15 protein-coding genes and 1 pseudogene are annotated in these 17,643 nt (G+C 62.7%); 13 read left to right on the top strand and 3 right to left on the bottom strand.

The features are described from left to right. Positions 1 to 77: 77 nt before the first annotated feature. The 6 genes and pseudogenes from A9971_RS18555 (at position 78) to A9971_RS18535 (ending at position 5,428) form a co-directional block, all read left to right on the top strand. Positions 78 to 1,856, top strand: coding sequence for a GspE/PulE family protein (locus A9971_RS18555; RefSeq protein WP_123472632.1), 1,779 nt, complete (start codon positions 78 to 80; stop codon positions 1,854 to 1,856). Positions 1,857 to 1,926: 70 nt separating this feature from the next. Continuing rightward, positions 1,927 to 2,679: pseudogene (locus A9971_RS33245) on the top strand (HAMP domain-containing protein); the annotation flags it as partial. Further along, positions 2,671 to 3,534, top strand: coding sequence for a methyl-accepting chemotaxis protein (locus A9971_RS33240; RefSeq protein ID WP_404944723.1), 864 nt, complete (start codon positions 2,671 to 2,673; stop codon positions 3,532 to 3,534). The pseudogene A9971_RS33245 and the gene A9971_RS33240, both read left to right, overlap by 9 nt. Positions 3,535 to 3,659: 125 nt before the next feature. Beyond that, positions 3,660 to 4,580, top strand: coding sequence for an SPFH domain-containing protein (locus A9971_RS18545; RefSeq protein WP_011064121.1), 921 nt, complete (start codon positions 3,660 to 3,662; stop codon positions 4,578 to 4,580). Positions 4,581 to 4,590: 10 nt separating this feature from the next. After that, a complete protein-coding gene (locus tag A9971_RS18540; RefSeq protein WP_065365057.1) occupies positions 4,591 to 5,040 on the top strand; it encodes an NfeD family protein in 450 nt (149 codons plus the stop codon). A gap of 70 nt (positions 5,041 to 5,110) precedes the next feature. Then, positions 5,111 to 5,428, top strand: a complete 318-nt coding sequence (locus tag A9971_RS18535) for a DUF2388 domain-containing protein (RefSeq protein ID WP_011064123.1) — start codon at positions 5,111 to 5,113, stop codon at positions 5,426 to 5,428. A gap of 72 nt (positions 5,429 to 5,500) precedes the next feature. Here A9971_RS18535 and A9971_RS18530 read toward each other — a convergent pair whose 3' ends face one another. Further along, positions 5,501 to 6,172, bottom strand: a complete 672-nt coding sequence (locus A9971_RS18530; RefSeq protein ID WP_011064124.1) for a TetR/AcrR family transcriptional regulator — start codon at positions 6,170 to 6,172, stop codon at positions 5,501 to 5,503. 141 nt (positions 6,173 to 6,313) lie between these two features. On the opposite strand from A9971_RS18530, the gene A9971_RS18525 reads away from it, so the two are divergent. Then, positions 6,314 to 7,198 carry a DAPG hydrolase family protein gene (locus tag A9971_RS18525; protein ID WP_019093573.1) on the top strand — a complete coding sequence of 295 codons (885 nt, stop codon included), beginning with the start codon at positions 6,314 to 6,316 and terminating at the stop codon, positions 7,196 to 7,198. Between the two features lie 51 nt (positions 7,199 to 7,249). Here the strand turns inward: A9971_RS18525 and A9971_RS18520 are convergent, their stop codons facing one another. Next, the gene (locus A9971_RS18520) at positions 7,250 to 7,852 is read right to left on the bottom strand and encodes a TetR/AcrR family transcriptional regulator (RefSeq protein ID WP_011064126.1); all 603 of its coding nucleotides are present in this window, start codon (positions 7,850 to 7,852) and stop codon (positions 7,250 to 7,252) included. Between the two features lie 461 nt (positions 7,853 to 8,313). Between A9971_RS18520 and A9971_RS18515 the strand changes: the two genes are divergently transcribed. The 6 genes from A9971_RS18515 to A9971_RS18490 all read left to right on the top strand — a co-directional run bounded on the left by A9971_RS18515 (position 8,314) and on the right by A9971_RS18490 (position 14,653). After that, complete coding sequence (locus tag A9971_RS18515; protein ID WP_015637422.1) at positions 8,314 to 9,402, top strand: hydroxymethylglutaryl-CoA synthase; 1,089 nt, start codon at positions 8,314 to 8,316, stop codon at positions 9,400 to 9,402. Between the two features lie 29 nt (positions 9,403 to 9,431). Next, on the top strand, positions 9,432 to 10,628 hold the full coding sequence (locus A9971_RS18510) for a thiolase family protein (protein WP_047338090.1): 1,197 nt from the start codon (positions 9,432 to 9,434) through the stop codon (positions 10,626 to 10,628). Positions 10,629 to 10,640: 12 nt separating this feature from the next. Beyond that, positions 10,641 to 11,081, top strand: coding sequence for a Zn-ribbon domain-containing OB-fold protein (locus A9971_RS18505; RefSeq protein WP_011064129.1), 441 nt, complete (start codon positions 10,641 to 10,643; stop codon positions 11,079 to 11,081). 208 nt (positions 11,082 to 11,289) lie between these two features. Next, a complete protein-coding gene (locus A9971_RS18500; RefSeq protein WP_011064130.1) occupies positions 11,290 to 12,339 on the top strand; it encodes a type III polyketide synthase in 1,050 nt (349 codons plus the stop codon). Between the two features lie 109 nt (positions 12,340 to 12,448). Continuing rightward, positions 12,449 to 13,714: an MFS transporter gene (locus A9971_RS18495; RefSeq protein ID WP_123472631.1), complete on the top strand. Its 1,266-nt coding sequence runs from the start codon at positions 12,449 to 12,451 to the stop codon at positions 13,712 to 13,714. A 6-nt stretch (positions 13,715 to 13,720) separates the two neighbouring features. Next, positions 13,721 to 14,653, top strand: coding sequence for a fumarylacetoacetate hydrolase (locus tag A9971_RS18490; protein ID WP_183001201.1), 933 nt, complete (start codon positions 13,721 to 13,723; stop codon positions 14,651 to 14,653). A 7-nt stretch (positions 14,654 to 14,660) separates the two neighbouring features. Here the strand turns inward: A9971_RS18490 and gcvP are convergent, their stop codons facing one another. Beyond that, on the bottom strand, positions 14,661 to 17,534 hold the full coding sequence (gene gcvP / locus A9971_RS18485; protein WP_183001202.1) for an aminomethyl-transferring glycine dehydrogenase: 2,874 nt from the start codon (positions 17,532 to 17,534) through the stop codon (positions 14,661 to 14,663). Positions 17,535 to 17,643 lie beyond the last annotated feature (109 nt).

Here is a 17,643-nt window from a genome sequence, read left to right as displayed (position 1 = left end):
CTTGAGGCCCCGGGGACTATTCTTGGCTGTTCGTGGTCAGAGACCCACATCTGGACAACAGCCCCAAGGAATCGCCCATGAGCGCCGCGCACCTTCCCCAGGACCGCTGGCTGGACCTCAGCGAACTGCTGCGTGAACTGCTGGCCCAGGGCCGCATCAGCCAGGATGCCGCCGAACAGGTCATGAGCGTCCGGCATCAGGCAGCCGGTAACCTGCTGCATCCCCTGGAAGTGATCGCCGGCCAGCAATTGCCCGACCTGCAGCAACTCGGCACACATCTGGACCTGGACAGCCTCACGGCCTGGCTGGCCCGGCAAGCCGGTCAGCCTTACCTGCGTATCGACCCCCTGCGCATCGACGTGGCCAGCATCACGCCGCTGATGTCCTTCGCCTTCGCCCAGCGGCACAAGATCCTTGCCGTGGCCGTGGATGGGCAGAGCGTTACCGTGGCCAGCGCCCAACCTTACGTCAGTGCCTGGGAAGCAGACCTGGCCCATGTTCTCAAGCGCACGGTGCGACGGGTGGTGGCCAGCCCGCTGGACATCCAGCGCCTGACCCTGGAGTTCTATCGCCTGGCCAAGTCGGTCAGCGGCGCCAGCAGCGAACAGAAAGCCAGTGGCCTGGGCAACTTCGAGCAACTGCTGAAACTGGGGGCCAGCGACCAGGAGCCGGATGCCGACGATGCGCACATCGTCAATATCGTCGACTGGCTGTTCCAGTACGCCTTTCAGCAAAGGGCCAGCGACATCCATATCGAACCCCGCCGCGAGCACGGCACCCTGCGCTTTCGCATCGATGGCGTATTGCACAACGTCTACCAGTTCCCGCCGCAGGTCACCCTGGCCATCGTCAGCCGCCTCAAGAGCCTGGGGCGCATGAACGTCGCGGAAAAGCGCAAGCCCCAGGATGGCAGGGTCAAGACGCGCACCCCCGACGGCAGTGAAATCGAGTTGCGACTCTCGACCCTGCCCACGGCGTTCGGTGAAAAGCTGGTGATGCGCATCTTCGATCCCCAGGTCCTGCTCAAGGATTTCGACCAATTGGGCTTTGGCACCGATGACCTGAGCCGCTGGCAAGCCATGACCGCCCAGGCCCACGGCATCATCCTGGTCACCGGGCCCACCGGCTCGGGCAAGACCAGCACCCTCTACACCACCCTGAAGAAGCTCGCGACCCCCGAGGTCAACCTGTGCACCATCGAGGACCCGATCGAGATGATCGAACCGGCGTTCAACCAGATGCAGGTCCAGCACAATATCGACCTGAGTTTTTCCAGCGGCGTGCGTGCACTGATGCGCCAGGACCCCGACATCATCATGATCGGCGAGATCCGTGACCTTGAGACTGCGGAAATGGCCATCCAGGCCGCACTTACCGGGCACCTGGTGCTGTCTACCCTGCACACCAACGACGCCCCCGGCGCCATCAGCCGGCTGCTGGAACTGGGCGTGCCCCATTACCTGATCAAGGCCACCCTGATCGGGGTCATGGCCCAGCGCCTGCTGCGCACCCTCTGCCCGTACTGCAAGGTTCCCGCCGAGCTGACGGCGGATGACTGGGAAAGCCTGACCGGAACCCGGCACCTGCCACCCGCTGCCGGCGGCCAGCGCGCGGTGGGCTGCGCCGAATGCCGGGGTACCGGTTACCACGGGCGCACCGGGGTCTACGAAATCATGCCCTTGGGTTCCCCCCTCAAGGCCCTGATCCATCGCGACCTGGATCTTGCCCGCCTGCACCACCAGGCCTGCGCGGACGGCATGCGCAGCCTGCGCCTGGCTGCCGCGCACAAGGTTGCCCAAGGCCTGACCAGCCTTGAGGAAGTGCTAAGGGTCACGCCCGGCAACCAGCCCCCATAGCGGCACAGGAGGCGAACCCCAGGCGCTGGACTACGCTTGAGTCACCGCCGAGAAAAGCAGGGAGCCCGGTATGAACATTCGTCAAAACATGCTCGCCACCGGGGTTGTCAGCCTCCTGGCCATTGCCCTGGTGGCCGGGCTGGGTTTATGGGGCCAGTCACGCCTGGCGCGGGCACTGGTGGACAACGAGCTCAACGCCAGCGCCCTGCGCAACCACCTGGAGGCCGACATGATGCACGACGCCCTGCGGGCCGATGTGCTGGAGGCCCTGAGCAGCCAGCCCGGCGATGCCGCCGCTGGCGAAGAGGTCCGCAATAGCCTGCGCGAACACGGCGACTGGTTCCGCAAGGCCCTGGCGGAAAACGCCAAGTTGCCCCTGGCACCGGAAATCCGCAACGCCATCACCGAGCTGCAGCCGGTGCTGGAAAACTACATTCATGCCGCCGAGAACATCGCCGGGCAGGCCCTCAAGGACCCACAGGCCGCGCGCCTGCAAATGCCGGAGTTCTCCCAGCGCTTCAGCGAAGTGGAGAGCCGCAACGCCGCCCTCAGCAGCCAGATCGAAGCCAGCACCGCCCAAACCCGCGAACTCAGTGAAAGTGCGGTCCGCCAGGCCGCCTGGTGGCTGATCGGCGGCAGCCTGCTGGCCGCCCTGGCACTGGCTCTGTTGACCCGGCAGCTGCTCACCCGGGTGCTCAAACCCCTGGAAAAATCCGTGGCCACCGCCCGGGCCATTGCCCAGGGCAACCTGACCACGCCCATCAGCGTCGACAGGCATGACGAGGCCGGCCAACTGCAACGGGCCCTTGGAGAAATGCAAGACAACCTGCGGCAGATGATCACCACCATCCGCCATGAAAGCGAAGAGTTGCGCGGCCGCTCCCACAGCCTCAGCGACACGTCGCTGAGCATTGCCGACGGCGCCACCGAACAGGCCGACGGCGCCACCAACATGGCCGCAGCCATGGAGCAGATGATCAGCAATATCGCCCAGGTGGCCGAACACGCGCGCAATGCCCAGGGCATTGCCGCCCAGTCCGAATCCCTGGCCGGTAGCGGCGGCCAGGTAATCCTCGGGGTCGTGGACGGCATGAGCCATATTGCCGAGGCGGTGAACCAGTCTTCCCGCAGCATCACCGCCCTGGGCCAGTCCTCGGAAGAGATCCACTCGATCATCCAGGTAATCAACGGCATCGCCGAGCAGACCAACCTGCTGGCCCTGAACGCCGCCATCGAAGCCGCCCGGGCCGGGGAAGCCGGCCGGGGGTTCGCCGTGGTGGCTGACGAAGTGCGCAATCTGGCAGCCCGCACCGCACAGTCCACCCGGGAAATCACCGGCATGATCGAGCGCATCCGGGAAACCACCGAACAAGCCGTGAACAGCATGCAAACCGGGGTCAGCCGGGTCAACGACGGGGTCCAGATGGCCCAGCAGGCGGGCACCTCGATCAATGAGATCCGCCAGGGCGCCCAGCGCTCGGCGGTGATGGTGGAGGAAATTTCCCTCACCATCGGCGAACAGTCCAAGGCCAGTAGCGAAGTGGCGCAACGGGTGGAGATGATCAGCCTGGTAGCCCGGCGCAACAGCCAGGCCATGCGTGAGCTGACCCAGACCGTGGAGCAGATGGAAAACTCCGTGGCCACCTTGCAGACCTCGGTCACCCGCTTCCAACTGTGAGGCCACGGGCACGCCGGTGATGTGTGTCCTGATGATGCAAGGGCCACGGTATCTCTGCGCGCGACCGGGCGCCGCCGTACACTCGCCCCCTGTGCCCCTTGATCACATCTGAGCAGGAGAATGTTATGCAGATCGGAAGCGTGTTGTTACTTTTCGTCGGCCTCGCCGTGGCCATCGTCTTCATGGGTTTCAAGGTCGTGCCCCAAGGCTACCAATGGACCGTGGAACGCTTCGGCCGCTACACCAACACCCTGAAGCCGGGGTTGAACATCATCATTCCGGTGATGGATCGCATCGGGCGCAAGATCAACGTGATGGAAAGCGTGCTGGATATCCCACCCCAGGAAGTCATTACCGCCGACAACGCCACGGTGCAGATCGACGCCGTGTGTTTCTTCCAGGTGGTCAACACCGCCCAGGCCGCCTATGAGGTCAACAACCTCGAGCACGCCATCCGCAACCTGCTGCAAACCAATATCCGTACGGTGCTCGGTTCCATGGAACTGGACGCCATGCTCAGCCAACGTGACGGCATCAACGAGAAACTCCTGCGAACCGTCGATGAGGCCACCGCCCCCTGGGGGATCAAGATCACCCGGATCGAAATCAAGGACATCAGCCCACCCGCCGACCTGATGGCGGCCATGTCCGGGCAGATGAAGGCCGAGCGGGTCAAGCGTGCGCAGATCCTCGAAGCCGAAGGCCTGCGGGCCGCCGCCATCCTTACCGCAGAAGGCAAGAAGCAGGCACAGATTCTTGAAGCCGAGGGCGAACGCCAGGCGGCATTCCTCGAATCCGAAGCCCGGGAGCGCCAGGCCGAAGCCGAGGCCCGGGCGACCCAAGTGGTGTCCGAGGCGATTGCTACCGGCAACGTCCAGGCGATCAACTACTTCGTCGCGCAGAAATACATCGATGCCCTGGGCAAACTGGCGTCGGCCAACAACAGCAAGGTGATCCTGATGCCCCTGGAGGCCAGCCAGGTCATCGGCGCCGTGGGCGGCATCGGCGAGATCGTCAAGGCCACGTTCGACAGCAAGAAGGTCTGAGGCAGGCTTCATGTTGGCATTTGTGCAAGCTCTATCGTTCTGGGACTGGCTGGCCCTTGGCACCATCCTGCTGATCTTCGAAGTATTCGGGGCCGGCGGCTACCTGCTGTGGATCGGCCTCGCAGCCGCCACAGTCGGGGTCCTGACCTTTCTCATTCCCGGCCTGTCATGGGAGGTGCAGTTCCTCCTGTTCGGCCTGCTGTCGGTGCTCACCGCACTGTACTGGTGGCGCCGCCAGCGCAGCGTGGTACGCCCCAGCGATCAGCCGAACCTCAACCTGCGGGGCCAGGAGCTGATCGGCAAGACCTTTGTGGTGCACCAGGCGATTGTCGACGGCCGCGGGCGGATCAAGGTGGCCGACGGCGTGTGGATCGCCAAGGGGGCCGACGCCCCCGTGGGCGCCCGGGTGCGGGTGGTGGGCCAGGAAGGCGCAATCCTGTTGGTCGAAAACCTTGACTGATGAGTCACGGAACTCCGCGGGGTTATCTAGAATCAAACGATGCAGATACCCCCTTTCGGAGTCACCCATCATGCGTCTGAAAATTGCTGTCGCCACCCTTGCCCTGCTGTCTCTTCCCGTTGGTTCGGCAATGGCCGACACCTTCTGGCGTAACGTCATTTCCTCCGGGGCCACCACCGGCTCCACCTACCTGACCTTCAAGGACCACAAGTTGATCGTCGCCGCCCAGGATGACGCCGGCAGCTTCGTTGCCAGCGATGGCAGCATTCGCGGCCCGTACCTGGAAGCCGCCATGCAGAAAGTCCGCGCCGACAACCCCGGCCTCAAGGCCACCGACATGGAACTGGCCAACGCCATCCTGGCGAAGAACGCTGTCGCTCAGGAGTAACCGTTGCCCCAGGGATGGCCGACAGCAAACGCCGACCCCAGGGTCGGCGTTTTTGTGTGCCCGATCAGCCGGCTAGACCCCAGGTGTGCGGGACACTGCAGCCAGGCCGGCCAGGGCATAACTCATCATGTGCTCGATCAACGCCGGTGGATCCAGCTCCAGGCCGGGCAATACATTGCGCGCCAGCGGCTGATGGGCGATCAGCAGGAACAGGCAGGGCGCAAAAACGCTGACGGCGCTGCGCAGGGTAACCGGGTCCTCAGGCGATAGATCCATGATCTGGCCGAGGATGGTGCGCACGATCTTCGCCTTGGGAAACGCCTGCTCCTCCAGGATCGCCGGCAGCACCGCGGAGGGTGACAACAGTTCGCGGGTCAGGACTTTCAGCGCCCAGCCCTCACGCTGGTTGCCCAGCCCCTCGATGAGCACGGTGATGATCGCCCGCAGCTTGTCCTCGGGGCTGCCCTGGCTTTCACTCAGGCTGATCATGGTCTCGATCCGCACCAGGCGGTCGTGGGCCTCGCGCAGCACCGCCCGATACAGGCCGTCCTTGTTCTCGAAGTGGTAGTTGACCGAGGCGTTGTTGGCCCTGGAGTTCTCGCAGATCTGCTTGCTGGTGGTGTTGGCGTACCCCAGCTCAGCAAAAAGCTGGCCGGCCGTCTCCAGGATCTGTTGGCGGGTAGCCTGGCCATCCTGACGCGGCGTACGGGCCGCAGTGGGCTGCGGGGAAGCGGAAACGGCCATAGGCGCTCTCACTAAGTTAAATTCAAATTTGACTTTTGTTTATGGACTGCTTAGCTACAAAGCGCCAGTTTCTCGTTCAGTTCCGTCAAGGGTTGCAGCGAAATGGCGGCTATCTGTCAATTCACGCCAAAGGATATCAGCATGGAAGCGCGCAACATGACTCCCTTCACCTACTTCTCACTGCCCATGCAGAAGCTGTTCCTACGCAATCAGGCGGCGGTCAGGAACAAGCCCTACGCCAAGTATTTCCGGTCGGAAATGCGCGTGCCGCTGTCCGCCGTCCGCAAGATTCAGCAAGGCCCCATGGCCCTGGAAGACACCCTGACCCCGAGCATCGAGGACATCAATCGCCTGCTCGAACCGGACTTTGTCAGCGAGGAATCCGGTTACGCCCTGCTACCGGGCCCGATGGCCTACGTGCAAAGCCGCAAGTTCTTCCCCGGCTGCACCGCGCAGATGTTCAAGTGGTGGTTCATCTGGCACCCCGCGGAATCGGAGCGCTACACCCTGTGGTTCCCCTATGCCCATGTCAGCAACCCATGCGTGCACCACCAGCGCCTGTGCGATGAGTCCCTGAGTTTTGAGGAACGGCTGTATGGCAACACCTTCTGCGCGTCGGAATATGTCGGCGATCGCCTGATGCACCTGCATATCGACTTCCAGCAGCCGGCCAGCCTGGGCCTGAACACCGATCTGTATCGCGAAGCGAAGATCGACGGCAGTGTCAGCGCCCTGATGAGCCTGGCGGATCATCCTGAGGTACCGGTGTCGTTGATGGTGCATCTGTTCAAGGAAGTACCGGACGGCATGTACCTGACCAGCCGTTACTGGGTCGGGGCGCACCCGTCGATGGCCCGCTTTCCCGGGGCAGAAAAGGCTGCATCGCTGCTGAAGGAAAATGGCTTTGGCGAGGCCGAACTGGAGACCCTGGCCTACGAGTTCGCGGTGCACGACATGTGCGAGTTCAATCATCTGGCCAGCTTCCTGCCGGACCTGTATCGAGAGTTCGGCACCCCCGCGGCCTGAAACAACAGCCATTAAGCCCGAGAAACTCCAGGGCTTAATGGCTCGAAAGGATCAACGTTGCGTACCAGGACAAACACCGTTGATCAGCAGAGAAGTGAACTCCTCGATGTCCTGCTCCACCGTCAGTTGCTCAGTCAACAGCCGATACCAGCAAAAGCCGAAGATCATATCCAGCAGTAATTCACGGTTGGTGTCCTTGGGCAGCTCGCCGTTGCTGATGGCATTTTCCACCAGTTTTTTCGGCATTTCCCTTCTGCGCTCCATGAACTGATCCTTGAGCTGGGTCAAGGTTGCGGGATCCAGTTGCGCTTCGGCGATCACACAGCGAAAGGCTTCGCCGCAAATAGTCTCCCTCCAGACTTTCCAGAGATTTCGCAGCAAAAAGTCGAGATCTGCCTTGAACGAGCCGAGATCAGGAAACTTTCTGACTTGTTCGCTCTCGTTTTCATAAACCTCGGCGATCAACGCCGCCTTGTTCGTCCACCAGCGATAGATAGTTGGCTTGCTGGCCCCCGCCCGACGGGCGACGGACTCGATACTGAGCCCGGAATAGCCGCATTCCTTAAGGATTTCGATGGTGGAAGTGAGAATGGCTTTATGAGTATGGGGACTTCGCAAAGAGCCGATGGAGCTGCGAGAGGGGGTACGAGCCACAATAAAAAATCTCCAGGCAGGGCGCTTGACAAACGCAACGCAGGGTATAGGATTCCCTCGAATCGAAATGAAACGGTCCGTTTCGTTTCATTCTTGAAAGAATCATGAATTTCTTACACCGATCTATCTAGTTTTTAAAATATCGCGTAAGGGTTGAGCAGCTCAGGCCTTGTAACTTGGAGTTCCTCGAATTCGAGGCTTCGGCCCTTTTCCCTTAAGAGATTAGATCGTCTGAAATTATTACTAAACGAAACGTTCCGTATCATAGCACAGCGAGGTGAATAAAAACAGCTTTCGAGTGGGTTTTCCCCTATTTGGAGTCTGCTGTTAAACCGCTCTGGCCTGCAGGTTTCATCAGGTGTGGCCAGGAGAAAGGCAGCAAAACTGTTTTCCGTATGTTTCAAGGGTGCTTCTGAGCAGGCACGACCCAGTTTTCTGAAAAGAATGGAATCAAGAGGAAAATGAACGTGAAAAAGATAGGTATTGTCAGCTATGGCGCGGGTATTCCGGTATGCCGCCTGAAAGTCCAGGAAGTGATCAACGTCTGGAAAAACACCGACCTCAAGCTGGTGGAGGAAAACCTCGGCGTCACGGAAAGAGCCGTGCTGCAACCGGATGAAGATGTCATCACCCTCGGGGTGCTGGCGGCGCAACGGGCCCTGGATAAAGTCCCCGGTCATCAGATCGAAGCCCTGTACCTGGGCACCTGCACCAATCCCTATGACTCACGGGCCTCGGCTTCGATCATCCTGGAAATGCTCGGCAGCGGCTACGACGCCTATTGCGCCGACGTGCAGTTCGCCGGCAAGTCCGGAACTTCTGCCCTGCAGATCTGCCAGGCGCTGGTGGCTTCCGGCATGACGGGCAGCGCCCTGGCCATCGGCGCCGACACCATCAACCGCAACACCGCGCCGGGCGACCTGACCGAATCCTATGCCGGGGCCGGAGCCGCTGCGCTGCTGATCGGCAGCCAGGATGTCATCGCCGAATTCGACGCCAGCTTCTCCTGCGCCGCCGATGTCGCCGATAACATCCGCCCCCAGGGTGATCGCTACATTCGTTCGGGCATGGGCCTGGGCTCGGACAAGAACAGCATCGGCCTGGAAGACCAGACCCGCCGCGCCGCCGAAGGCCTGATGGCCAAGCTGCACACCAGCCCCGCCGACTATGACTATGTGGTGTTCCAGCAAAACCTGGTGTCCACGCCCTACTCCCTGGCCAAGCACCTGGGCTTCAACCCCAAGCAGGTGGAACCGGGCATCTATGCCGGCAACGTTGGCGATGCCGGATCGGCCAGCCCGCTGCTCGGCCTGATCAACGTACTGGACCAGGCACGCCCGGGGCAGAAAATTCTTCTGGTGTCCTACGGTTTCGGCGCCGGCAGCGACGCCATCGCCCTGACCGTCACCGACGCCATCGAGCAGTACCAGAAGCACAATAAGCCTCTGCGCGAACTGCTGGAATCCAAGATCTACGTCGACTACGGCACGTCCATCAAGTACGAGTTCAAGTACCTGCGGGCTGACTACGCCCTGACCGCCTATCTCTGATTACGCCTGTCTACGCAAGGAGCATGCACATGTGCGCACGTCGTGTTGCAATCGTTTCGGCCGCCTATACGCCGAAACCCGGAAGTTCACGAGTTCGGCAGACGTTCAAGGAAATGATCGTCGAGTCCGCCTACAAGGCTCTCAAGGACGCCAAGATGCACCCCCGGGAAATACAGGCCGTGGCCTATGGTTATCACGGTGAAGGCATTTCCGAATATGGCGGCCTGGGCCCGACCATTTCCGACGCCCTGGGCATCAGCCCGGCGCCGACCTTCATGAGCACCGCCAACTGCACCAGCAGCTCGGTGTCGTTCCAGATGGGCCACCAGATGGTGGCGTCCGGGGAGTACGACATCGTCCTGTGCGGCGGCTTCGAGAAGATGACCGATCACTTCAACTACGCCGAATACATCGGCTCCAGCACTGAATGTGAATACGATTATTTCCTCGGCATTTCCCACACCGATGCCTTCGCCCTGGCCACCGCCGAGTACTTCCAGAAGTTTGGCTATGCCGGTCGCGAGGCCGACGTACTGGCCACCTTCGGCCGGCAGATGCGCATCTACGCACAGAACACCCCCACCGCCACCCGTTATGGCCAGCCGATTCCATCCCTGGAAGCGTTGAAGAACAGCGAGGCCTGCGGCTCGATGCTGGCCTGGGGCGAAGCCAGTGGCTGCGCGATCCTGGTGGCCGAACACCTGGCCCACAAGTACACCGATAAACCGGTGTTCGTACGCGGTTGCGCCTATACCGGGGTCTCACACTATTTCGGTACGCGCTTTCACAACCCGACCCTGCATCATCCGGGCCTGCCCAAGGATGTGGGCATGGCGGTTTCGGCCAACTCCATCGCCTGTGCGGAAATCGCCTACAAGAAAGCCGGGATCACCGCCAAGGACATCGACGTGGCCCAGGTCTACGACCTGCTCGGCGCCGGGCTGATCCAGATGGAATCCATGGGCATCTGTGGCAAGGGCCAGGCCGGCGACTTCGTGCTCGAAGGCGGCATCGCCCTGGATGGCCAGCTGCCGCTCAATACCGACGGCGGCAACATCGGCCGCGGCCATGCCTCCGGCTGCGACGGCATCCTGCACATCACCGAGCTGTTCCGGCAGCTGAGGGGTGAATCCGACAACCAGGTCAAGGGCGCGCGCATCGGCGTGTCGCAGAACCTTGGCGGTTACGCGGCGCACAACTCAGTGATTGTCCTCTCGAACGACTAAGGAGCCCGGACCATGTCCATGTACCCAGAACAGATCCACAGAATGACCACCGCCAGCATGCTTCGCGAATGGCGCGAGCATGGCGGCAAGTACCGCCTCGAAGGCAGCCAGTGCGAAGAATGCAACGAAATCTTCTTCCCCCGGCGCACCGTCTGCGGCGCTTGCAACTCCCTGAGTGTGAAGCCGTATCGCTGCGCGCGCAGTGGCAAGATCGAGGTCATGGCCCCGGCCGAGAACCCGATCCTGGCCGCCATGGGCTATGGCGAAACCGTGCCGCGCATCATGGCCATGGTGCGCCTGGACGACGGCCTGGTGATCGCTTCGGAAATCGTCGATGTGTGCGATCAGCAACAGCTGAAAGTCGGTGCGCCGGTGCGCATGGTGATCCGCAAGCATGTGCGCGAAAGCAACCTGGCCTGGCAATACGCTTATAAGTTCGTACTCGATATATAAGTTGTTATTCAAGGTGCCTTTATATAAGGCACCTTGAAGTTAGCCATTAAAATAAAATCCAACTTAAAAGTTACATCAACGGCAACTTCACGCCCCGAAGTTGCCTTAAGGCCCTGATTTCCTTTAGGGCCTACAGATTCCTGTGCCTATAAACGGGGACTATCCCCACCCCTTAACTTGTTGGCTTACTTAAAGCCAAGGACCCATCATGTCTACACTTTGCCTTCCACACGTCATGTTTCCGCAACACAAGATCACCCAGCAACAGATGGTCGATCACCTGGAAAACCTGCACGCCGACCATCCACGCATGGCCCTGGCCAAGCGCATGATCGCCAACACCGAAGTCAACGAGCGCCACCTGGTGTTGCCGATCGACGAACTGGCAGTGCACACCGGTTTCACCCACCGCAGCATCGTCTACGAGCGTGAAGCCCGGCAGATGTCGTCGGCCGCGGCGCGCCAGGCCATCGAGAATGCCGGGCTGCAGATCAGCGACATTCGCATGGTGATCGTCACTTCCTGCACCGGCTTCATGATGCCGTCGCTGACCGCGCACCTGATCAACGACCTGGCCCTGCCAACCTCCACCGTGCAGTTGCCGATCGCCCAGCTGGGCTGCGTGGCCGGTGCCGCGGCCATCAACCGCGCCAACGACTTCGCCCGGCTCGATGCCCGCAACCACGTACTGATCGTGTCCCTGGAATTCTCCTCGCTGTGCTACCAGCCGGACGACACCAAGCTGCACGCCTTCATCTCCGCGGCGCTGTTCGGCGATGCGGTATCCGCCTGCGTGCTGCGCGCCGATGACCAGGCCGGCGGCTTCAAGATCAAGAAGACCGAGTCGTACTTCCTGCCCAAGAGCGAGCACTACATCAAGTACGACGTGAAGGACACCGGCTTTCACTTCACCCTCGACAAGGCGGTGATGAACTCCATCAAGGACGTGGCACCGGTCATGGAGCGGCTCAACTACGAGAGCTTCGAACAGAACTGTGCGCACAACGACTTCTTCATCTTCCACACCGGTGGTCGCAAGATCCTCGACGAGCTGGTGATGCACCTGGACCTGGCATCCAACCGGGTCTCGCAATCGCGCAGCAGCCTGTCGGAAGCCGGCAACATTGCCAGCGTGGTGGTGTTCGACGTGCTCAAGCGGCAGTTCGATTCCAACCTCAATCGCGGCGACATCGGCCTGCTGGCGGCCTTCGGCCCGGGGTTCACCGCGGAAATGGCGGTGGGCGAGTGGACCGCCTGATGTGACTGCCTGTGCCTGTCCCGCCTGACGTTGCCGGGCTGTATGGCAACGTCAGGTTGCCTCCCACGGCGCTTGCGCCGGGTTCATGGTTTCACAAGGAAGCTGAGCGATGAACACTGGAATGCCAACCACGGCTGCCAACAGCCGTTACGAAAGATCCATGGTGCTGTTGCTGTCACTGAGTTTCGGGCTGGTGGGGCTGGATCGCTTCATCATCCTGCCGCTGTTTCCGGTGATCATGCACGACCTGCAACTGGACTATCAGGACCTGGGCTACCTGTCCGCCGCGCTGGCCTTCACCTGGGGGCTGTCCGCCCTGGGCATGGGCAGCGTGATCGAGCGCCTGGGCACCCGCCGCGTGCTGGTGACCTCGATTGCCGTGCTTTCGCTACTGTCCGGTTTTTCCGCGCTGGCCACCGGCGTGCTGGGGCTGGTGATTCTGCGCGGGCTGATGGGCATCTGCGAGGGTGCCTTCACCCCCACCAGCATCATTGTCACCAATGAAGTCTCGCGCCCCGACCGGCGCGGGCTGAACCTGGGTATCCAGCAGGCGCTGTTCCCGATTCTCGGCCTGTGCCTGGGGCCGCTGATCGCCGCATACCTCCTGCAAATCACTGGCTCGTGGCGTGCGGTGTTCGCCATCATTTCCCTGCCGGGCCTGCTGCTGGCCGGCTACCTGTGGAAAATCTACCGACCGCTGCCGGCGCCCCAGACCGACCGCACCGCAGGCACCTGGCTGGCGGCTTTCAAGAGCGGCAACGTGAGCCTGAACATCCTGATCATGTTCTGCATACTCACCTGCCAGTTCGTCCTCTGCGCCATGCTGCCCAGCTACCTGACCGACCATATGCACCTGGAAACCCTGTCCATGGCCTTCGTCATCTCGGCCATCGGCGTGGGCGGCTTCATCGGCCAATTGATCATCCCCGGCATGTCCGACCGTCTCGGGCGCAAGCCGGTGGTGTCGGTGTGCTTCATGACCAGCAGCACCCTGGTGGGCCTGCTGATCGTCAGCCCGCCCCTTCCCTGGCTGCTTTTCCTGCTGCTGTTCCTGCTGTCGTTCTTCAACTTCAGCCTGATCTGCATGACAGTCGGCCCGCTGACCAGCGAATCGGTCACCCCGGCCCTGCTGCCGACGGCGACCGGAATCGTGGTGGGGTTCGGCGAGATCCTGGGTGGCGGGTTGTCACCGGCCGTGGCCGGGTTCGCCGCCAGCCATTTCGGCCTGCCATCGATCCTGTACGTGGCCCTGAGCGGCAGCCTGGCCGGCTTGCTGCTGTCATTCCTGCTCAAGGAACAGGCCCTCGAACCGCGCCGTTTGCGCGTGCGCGAAGCGCTGCCCATCCTCCCCGCCCCCTTGCCCCTGAAGGACTAGAGAATCATGGACGATTACCTGCTGTTGCTGGATGTCTGCCACAAGGACCAGCGCGCCATCGGGCTGTTCGACTTTCACAATGGCCGCAGCGTGCGGGCCTATTCCGAACACGGCGGGCTGTACGAGACCCTGCTGTTCTGCAGCCGTCGTCATCTGGGCTGGAGCGAACACCTGCGCAGCCTCGCGCCCCACCCGCAACTGCCCGCGGACGGCCCCCAGCAAGGCCCGTTGCGCCCACCGCTCAAGCCTCGGGACAACCTGCTGGTGCAGGTCAGCGAAGTCACCCTGAACACTCCGCACACCCGCCAGGGCTGGTTCTACAAGGGCAATGGCAGCCTGCTGAAGACCGACGGCGAGCCGCTGATGATTCCGTACCACGCCCAGAGCATTTCCAGCCAGCCCGGGGTGGTGTGCGTGTACCTGGTGGACCCCTTCGGCCAGTTGCGCTTTGTCGGCTTCAGCCTCGGCCACGACATTCACGACCCGTTGCTGAGCCATCAGGACGCCAGTTCCTGCGCGCAATCGCGTTTGCGCCAGTGCGCCATCGCCCCGGCGCTGATCCTCGGCGAACTGCAGAACAGCCTGTCACTCAATGTCCGGGTCGAACGCCAGGGCACGCCGTTGCCGCAGCGCAGCTATCGCCTCGACCAGCACAACTGGTGGGCTATTCGCAAATACTCCCAGGCCTTCCTCGAACAGCACGAACAGTTCCTGCAACCGGGCATGGTCCACTATGTGTTCCACAGCGCCAGCCGGCGCGAGAGCGACCTGCAGTTGCAGCACGGTGACTGGCTGGACCTGGACTGCCCGGAGCTGGAACTGGGCCTGAGCAACCAGGTGATCGAGGAAGAGTTGCTGCACCTCTATCCCCTGGAAACCCAACCAGCCCGTGCCAGCACCCATGGCAGACAGCCGGCGCGAACGCGCCACCACTACTGAGGCCCGTTCAGCGGTAGTCCGCCAGCGGCACGCAGGCGCAGAACAGGTTGCGGTCGCCATAGACGTTGTCCACCCGGTTCACCGCCGGCCAGTACTTGTGGGCCCGGGTATGGGCGGTGGGCAGCACCGCCTGTTCGATACTGTAGGAGCGCTCCCAGACTCCGGTGATATCCGCCAGGGTATGGGGAGCGCCCTTGAGCGGGTTGTCCTCGGCCGGCCAGTTGCCCTCCTGCACCTGGGCGATCTCGGCGCGGATGCTCAGCATGGCTTCGATAAAACGGTCGAGCTCAGCCTTGGATTCGCTTTCCGTGGGCTCCACCATCAGGGTGCCCGGCACCGGGAAGGACATGGTCGGGGCATGGAAGCCGCAGTCCATCAAGCGCTTGGCCACGTCTTCCTCGCTGATCCCGGTCTGGGCCTTGAGCGGGCGCAGATCGAGGATGCATTCGTGGGCCACCCGGCCGTTGCGGCCGCTGTAGAGCACCGGGAAGGCACCGCTCAATTGCTCGGCCAGATAGTTGGCCGCAAGGATCGCCACCTCGCTGGCATCCGCCAGCTGCGGCCCCATCAGGGCGATGTACATCCAGCTGATGGGCAGGATGCTCGCACTGCCCCAGGGCGCGGCGCTGACGGCGCCGTTCTCTGGCAACGGCCCGTCGATGGGCACCACCGGGTGGTTGGCGACAAACGGCGCCAGGTGCGCGCGCACGCCAATCGGGCCCATGCCCGGGCCACCGCCGCCATGGGGAATGCAGAAGGTCTTGTGCAGGTTCATGTGCGAGACATCGGCGCCAATGTCCGCCGGCCGCGCCAGGCCTACCTGGGCGTTGAGGTTGGCGCCGTCCATGTACACCTGGCCGCCGTGGCTGTGGATAACTTCGCAGATCTGGCTGATGCCCTCTTCGTACACGCCGTGGGTCGAAGGGTAGGTAGCCATCAGGCACGACAGGCGCTCGCCGGCCGCCTGGGCCTTGGCCTTCAAGTCTTCCAGGTCGACGTTGCCGGCCTCGTCGCACTCGACGATCACCACCTGCATCCCGGCCATCTGCGCCGAGGCCGGGTTGGTGCCGTGGGCCGACGCCGGGATCAGGCAGACATGCCTACCGCCTTGCCGGCGGCTCTCGTGGTAGCGACGAATCGCCAGCAGCCCGGCGTACTCGCCCTGGGCCCCGGAGTTGGGCTGCATGCAGATGGCGTCGAAACCAGTGATGGCGCACAGCCAACGCTCCAGCTCCGCGATCAGCAGGCCATAGCCGGCAGCCTGCTCCCGGGGCGCGAAGGGATGCAGGTTGGCGAATTCCGGCCAGGTGATGGGGATCATCTCGCTGCTGGCATTGAGCTTCATGGTGCAGGAGCCCAGGGGAATCATCGACTGGTTGAGCGCCAGGTCCTTGTTCTCCAGCTGCTTGAGGTAGCGCAACATTTCGGTTTCGCTGTGATGGGCACTGAACACCGGGTGGGTCAGGTAGCGCGTGCGTCGCAGCAGCGGGTCGGGAATCCCCGACTCCAGCGCCTCGGCGTCCAGGCTGCTGACATCCAGCCCGTGGTCGGCACCCAGGAACACGTCGAACAAACGGGCCACGGTGCTTTCGTCACAGGTTTCATCCAGGCTCAGCCCCAGCCGGCCACGGCCGAGAATCCGCAGGTTGATCTGCTGCGCCCTGGCGCTTTCGATGATCGCCGTCTGGCTGCCGCCGACCTCCAGGGTCAGGGTGTCGAAGAAGTGCCGATTGACCCTGGCAATGCCGTGGCGCTCCAGGCCGACCGCGAGGATGCAGGTCAGCCGGTGTACCCGCTGGGCAATGCGCTTGAGCCCGGCCGGGCCGTGATAGACGGCGTAGAAACCCGCGATATTGGCCAGCAGCACCTGGGCGGTGCAGATGTTCGAGTTGGCCTTCTCGCGGCGAATATGCTGCTCGCGAGTCTGCAAGGCCATGCGCAGGGCCACCTGGCCGCGGGCATCCTTGGACACGCCGATGATGCGCCCGGGCATCGCGCGCTTGTACTCGTCGCGGCAGGCGAAAAACGCCGCATGGGGGCCGCCGTAGCCCATGGGCACGCCGAAGCGCTGGGACGAACCGAGCACCACGTCGGCCCCCAGTTCGCCCGGCGGGGTCAGCAACAACAGGCTGAGCAGGTCGGCCGCGACACAGGCCAGGGCCTGCTGGGCGTGCAACTGGTCGATCAGCGGCCGCAGGTCGCGGATCTCGCCATGGGTGTCCGGGTACTGCAGCAACGCGCCGAACACCTGGTGCCCGGACAATTCGTCGACCCCGCCGACCACCAGCTCGAAACCGAAGCCTTCGGCCCGGGTGCGGACCACGGAAATGGTTTGCGGGTGGCAGTGTTCATCGACAAAGAACAGGTTGCTCGAAGACTTGCTCACACGCTTGGCCAGGGCCATGGCTTCGGCGGCGGCGGTGGCTTCATCCAGCAACGAGGCGTTGGCCAGGTCCAGGCCGGTGAGGTCGATGGTCATCTGCTGGAAATTCAACAAGGCTTCGAGCCGGCCCTGGGCGATTTCCGGCTGGTAGGGGGTATAGGCGGTGTACCAGCCGGGGTTCTCCAGCACGTTGCGCAGGATCACCGTCGGCGTCAGGGTGGCGTGGTAACCCATGCCGATCAGGCTGGTCCAGACCTGGTTCTGCCCGGCATAACCCTTGAGCCTGGCCAGGGCGGCCGCTTCGTCCAGGGCCGGCGGCAGGTCCAGTGCGCGGTTGAAGCGGATTCCCGGCGGCACCGTCTGCTCGATCAGTTCGGCCCGGCTGCCCAGCCCGAGGCTGGCGAGCATCGCTTGCTGCTCCTCGGCGTCGGGCCCCAGGTGCCGGTTGAGAAAAGCGTTGGGCTCGCGTAACTGGCTCAAAGATAGCAACTGGGACATGACCGGCTCTCTCCGATAAACGGCGCTCAGCGTCGCTGCAACAGGGTGCCAAGCAGCATAGCAGTCGATTTCCCGCGTCGATGCTCTGGCGTCCCGGGGCAATCGGTAC

It is taken from the genome of Pseudomonas sp. UME65 (genome assembly GCF_014170225.1).
GTDB lineage: Bacteria > Pseudomonadota > Gammaproteobacteria > Pseudomonadales > Pseudomonadaceae > Aquipseudomonas > Aquipseudomonas protegens.
The sequence above is the reverse complement of the archived record's forward strand: the minus strand, read 5'-3'. Positions and strand labels throughout refer to the sequence as shown.

Excerpts from the sequence above, each read along its gene's own strand:
- A9971_RS33240 (WP_404944723.1), top strand. The coding sequence starts at position 2,671 with ATGCAAGACAACCTGCGGCAGATGATCACCACCATCCGCCATGAAAGC.
- A9971_RS18500 (WP_011064130.1), top strand. The coding sequence starts at position 11,290 with ATGTCTACACTTTGCCTTCCACACGTCATGTTTCCGCAACACAAGATC.
- A9971_RS18490 (WP_183001201.1), top strand. The coding sequence starts at position 13,721 with ATGGACGATTACCTGCTGTTGCTGGATGTCTGCCACAAGGACCAGCGC.
- A9971_RS18495 (WP_123472631.1), top strand. The coding sequence starts at position 12,449 with ATGAACACTGGAATGCCAACCACGGCTGCCAACAGCCGTTACGAAAGA.
- A9971_RS18510 (WP_047338090.1), top strand. The coding sequence starts at position 9,432 with ATGTGCGCACGTCGTGTTGCAATCGTTTCGGCCGCCTATACGCCGAAA.
- A9971_RS18545 (WP_011064121.1), top strand. The coding sequence starts at position 3,660 with ATGCAGATCGGAAGCGTGTTGTTACTTTTCGTCGGCCTCGCCGTGGCC.
- A9971_RS18525 (WP_019093573.1), top strand. The coding sequence starts at position 6,314 with ATGGAAGCGCGCAACATGACTCCCTTCACCTACTTCTCACTGCCCATG.
- A9971_RS18515 (WP_015637422.1), top strand. The coding sequence starts at position 8,314 with ATGAACGTGAAAAAGATAGGTATTGTCAGCTATGGCGCGGGTATTCCG.
- A9971_RS18535 (WP_011064123.1), top strand. The coding sequence starts at position 5,111 with ATGCGTCTGAAAATTGCTGTCGCCACCCTTGCCCTGCTGTCTCTTCCC.
- A9971_RS18505 (WP_011064129.1), top strand. The coding sequence starts at position 10,641 with ATGTCCATGTACCCAGAACAGATCCACAGAATGACCACCGCCAGCATG.
- A9971_RS18555 (WP_123472632.1), top strand. The coding sequence starts at position 78 with ATGAGCGCCGCGCACCTTCCCCAGGACCGCTGGCTGGACCTCAGCGAA.
- A9971_RS18530 (WP_011064124.1), bottom strand. The coding sequence starts at position 6,172 with ATGGCCGTTTCCGCTTCCCCGCAGCCCACTGCGGCCCGTACGCCGCGT.
- gcvP (WP_183001202.1), bottom strand. The coding sequence starts at position 17,534 with ATGTCCCAGTTGCTATCTTTGAGCCAGTTACGCGAGCCCAACGCTTTT.
- A9971_RS18540 (WP_065365057.1), top strand. The coding sequence starts at position 4,591 with ATGTTGGCATTTGTGCAAGCTCTATCGTTCTGGGACTGGCTGGCCCTT.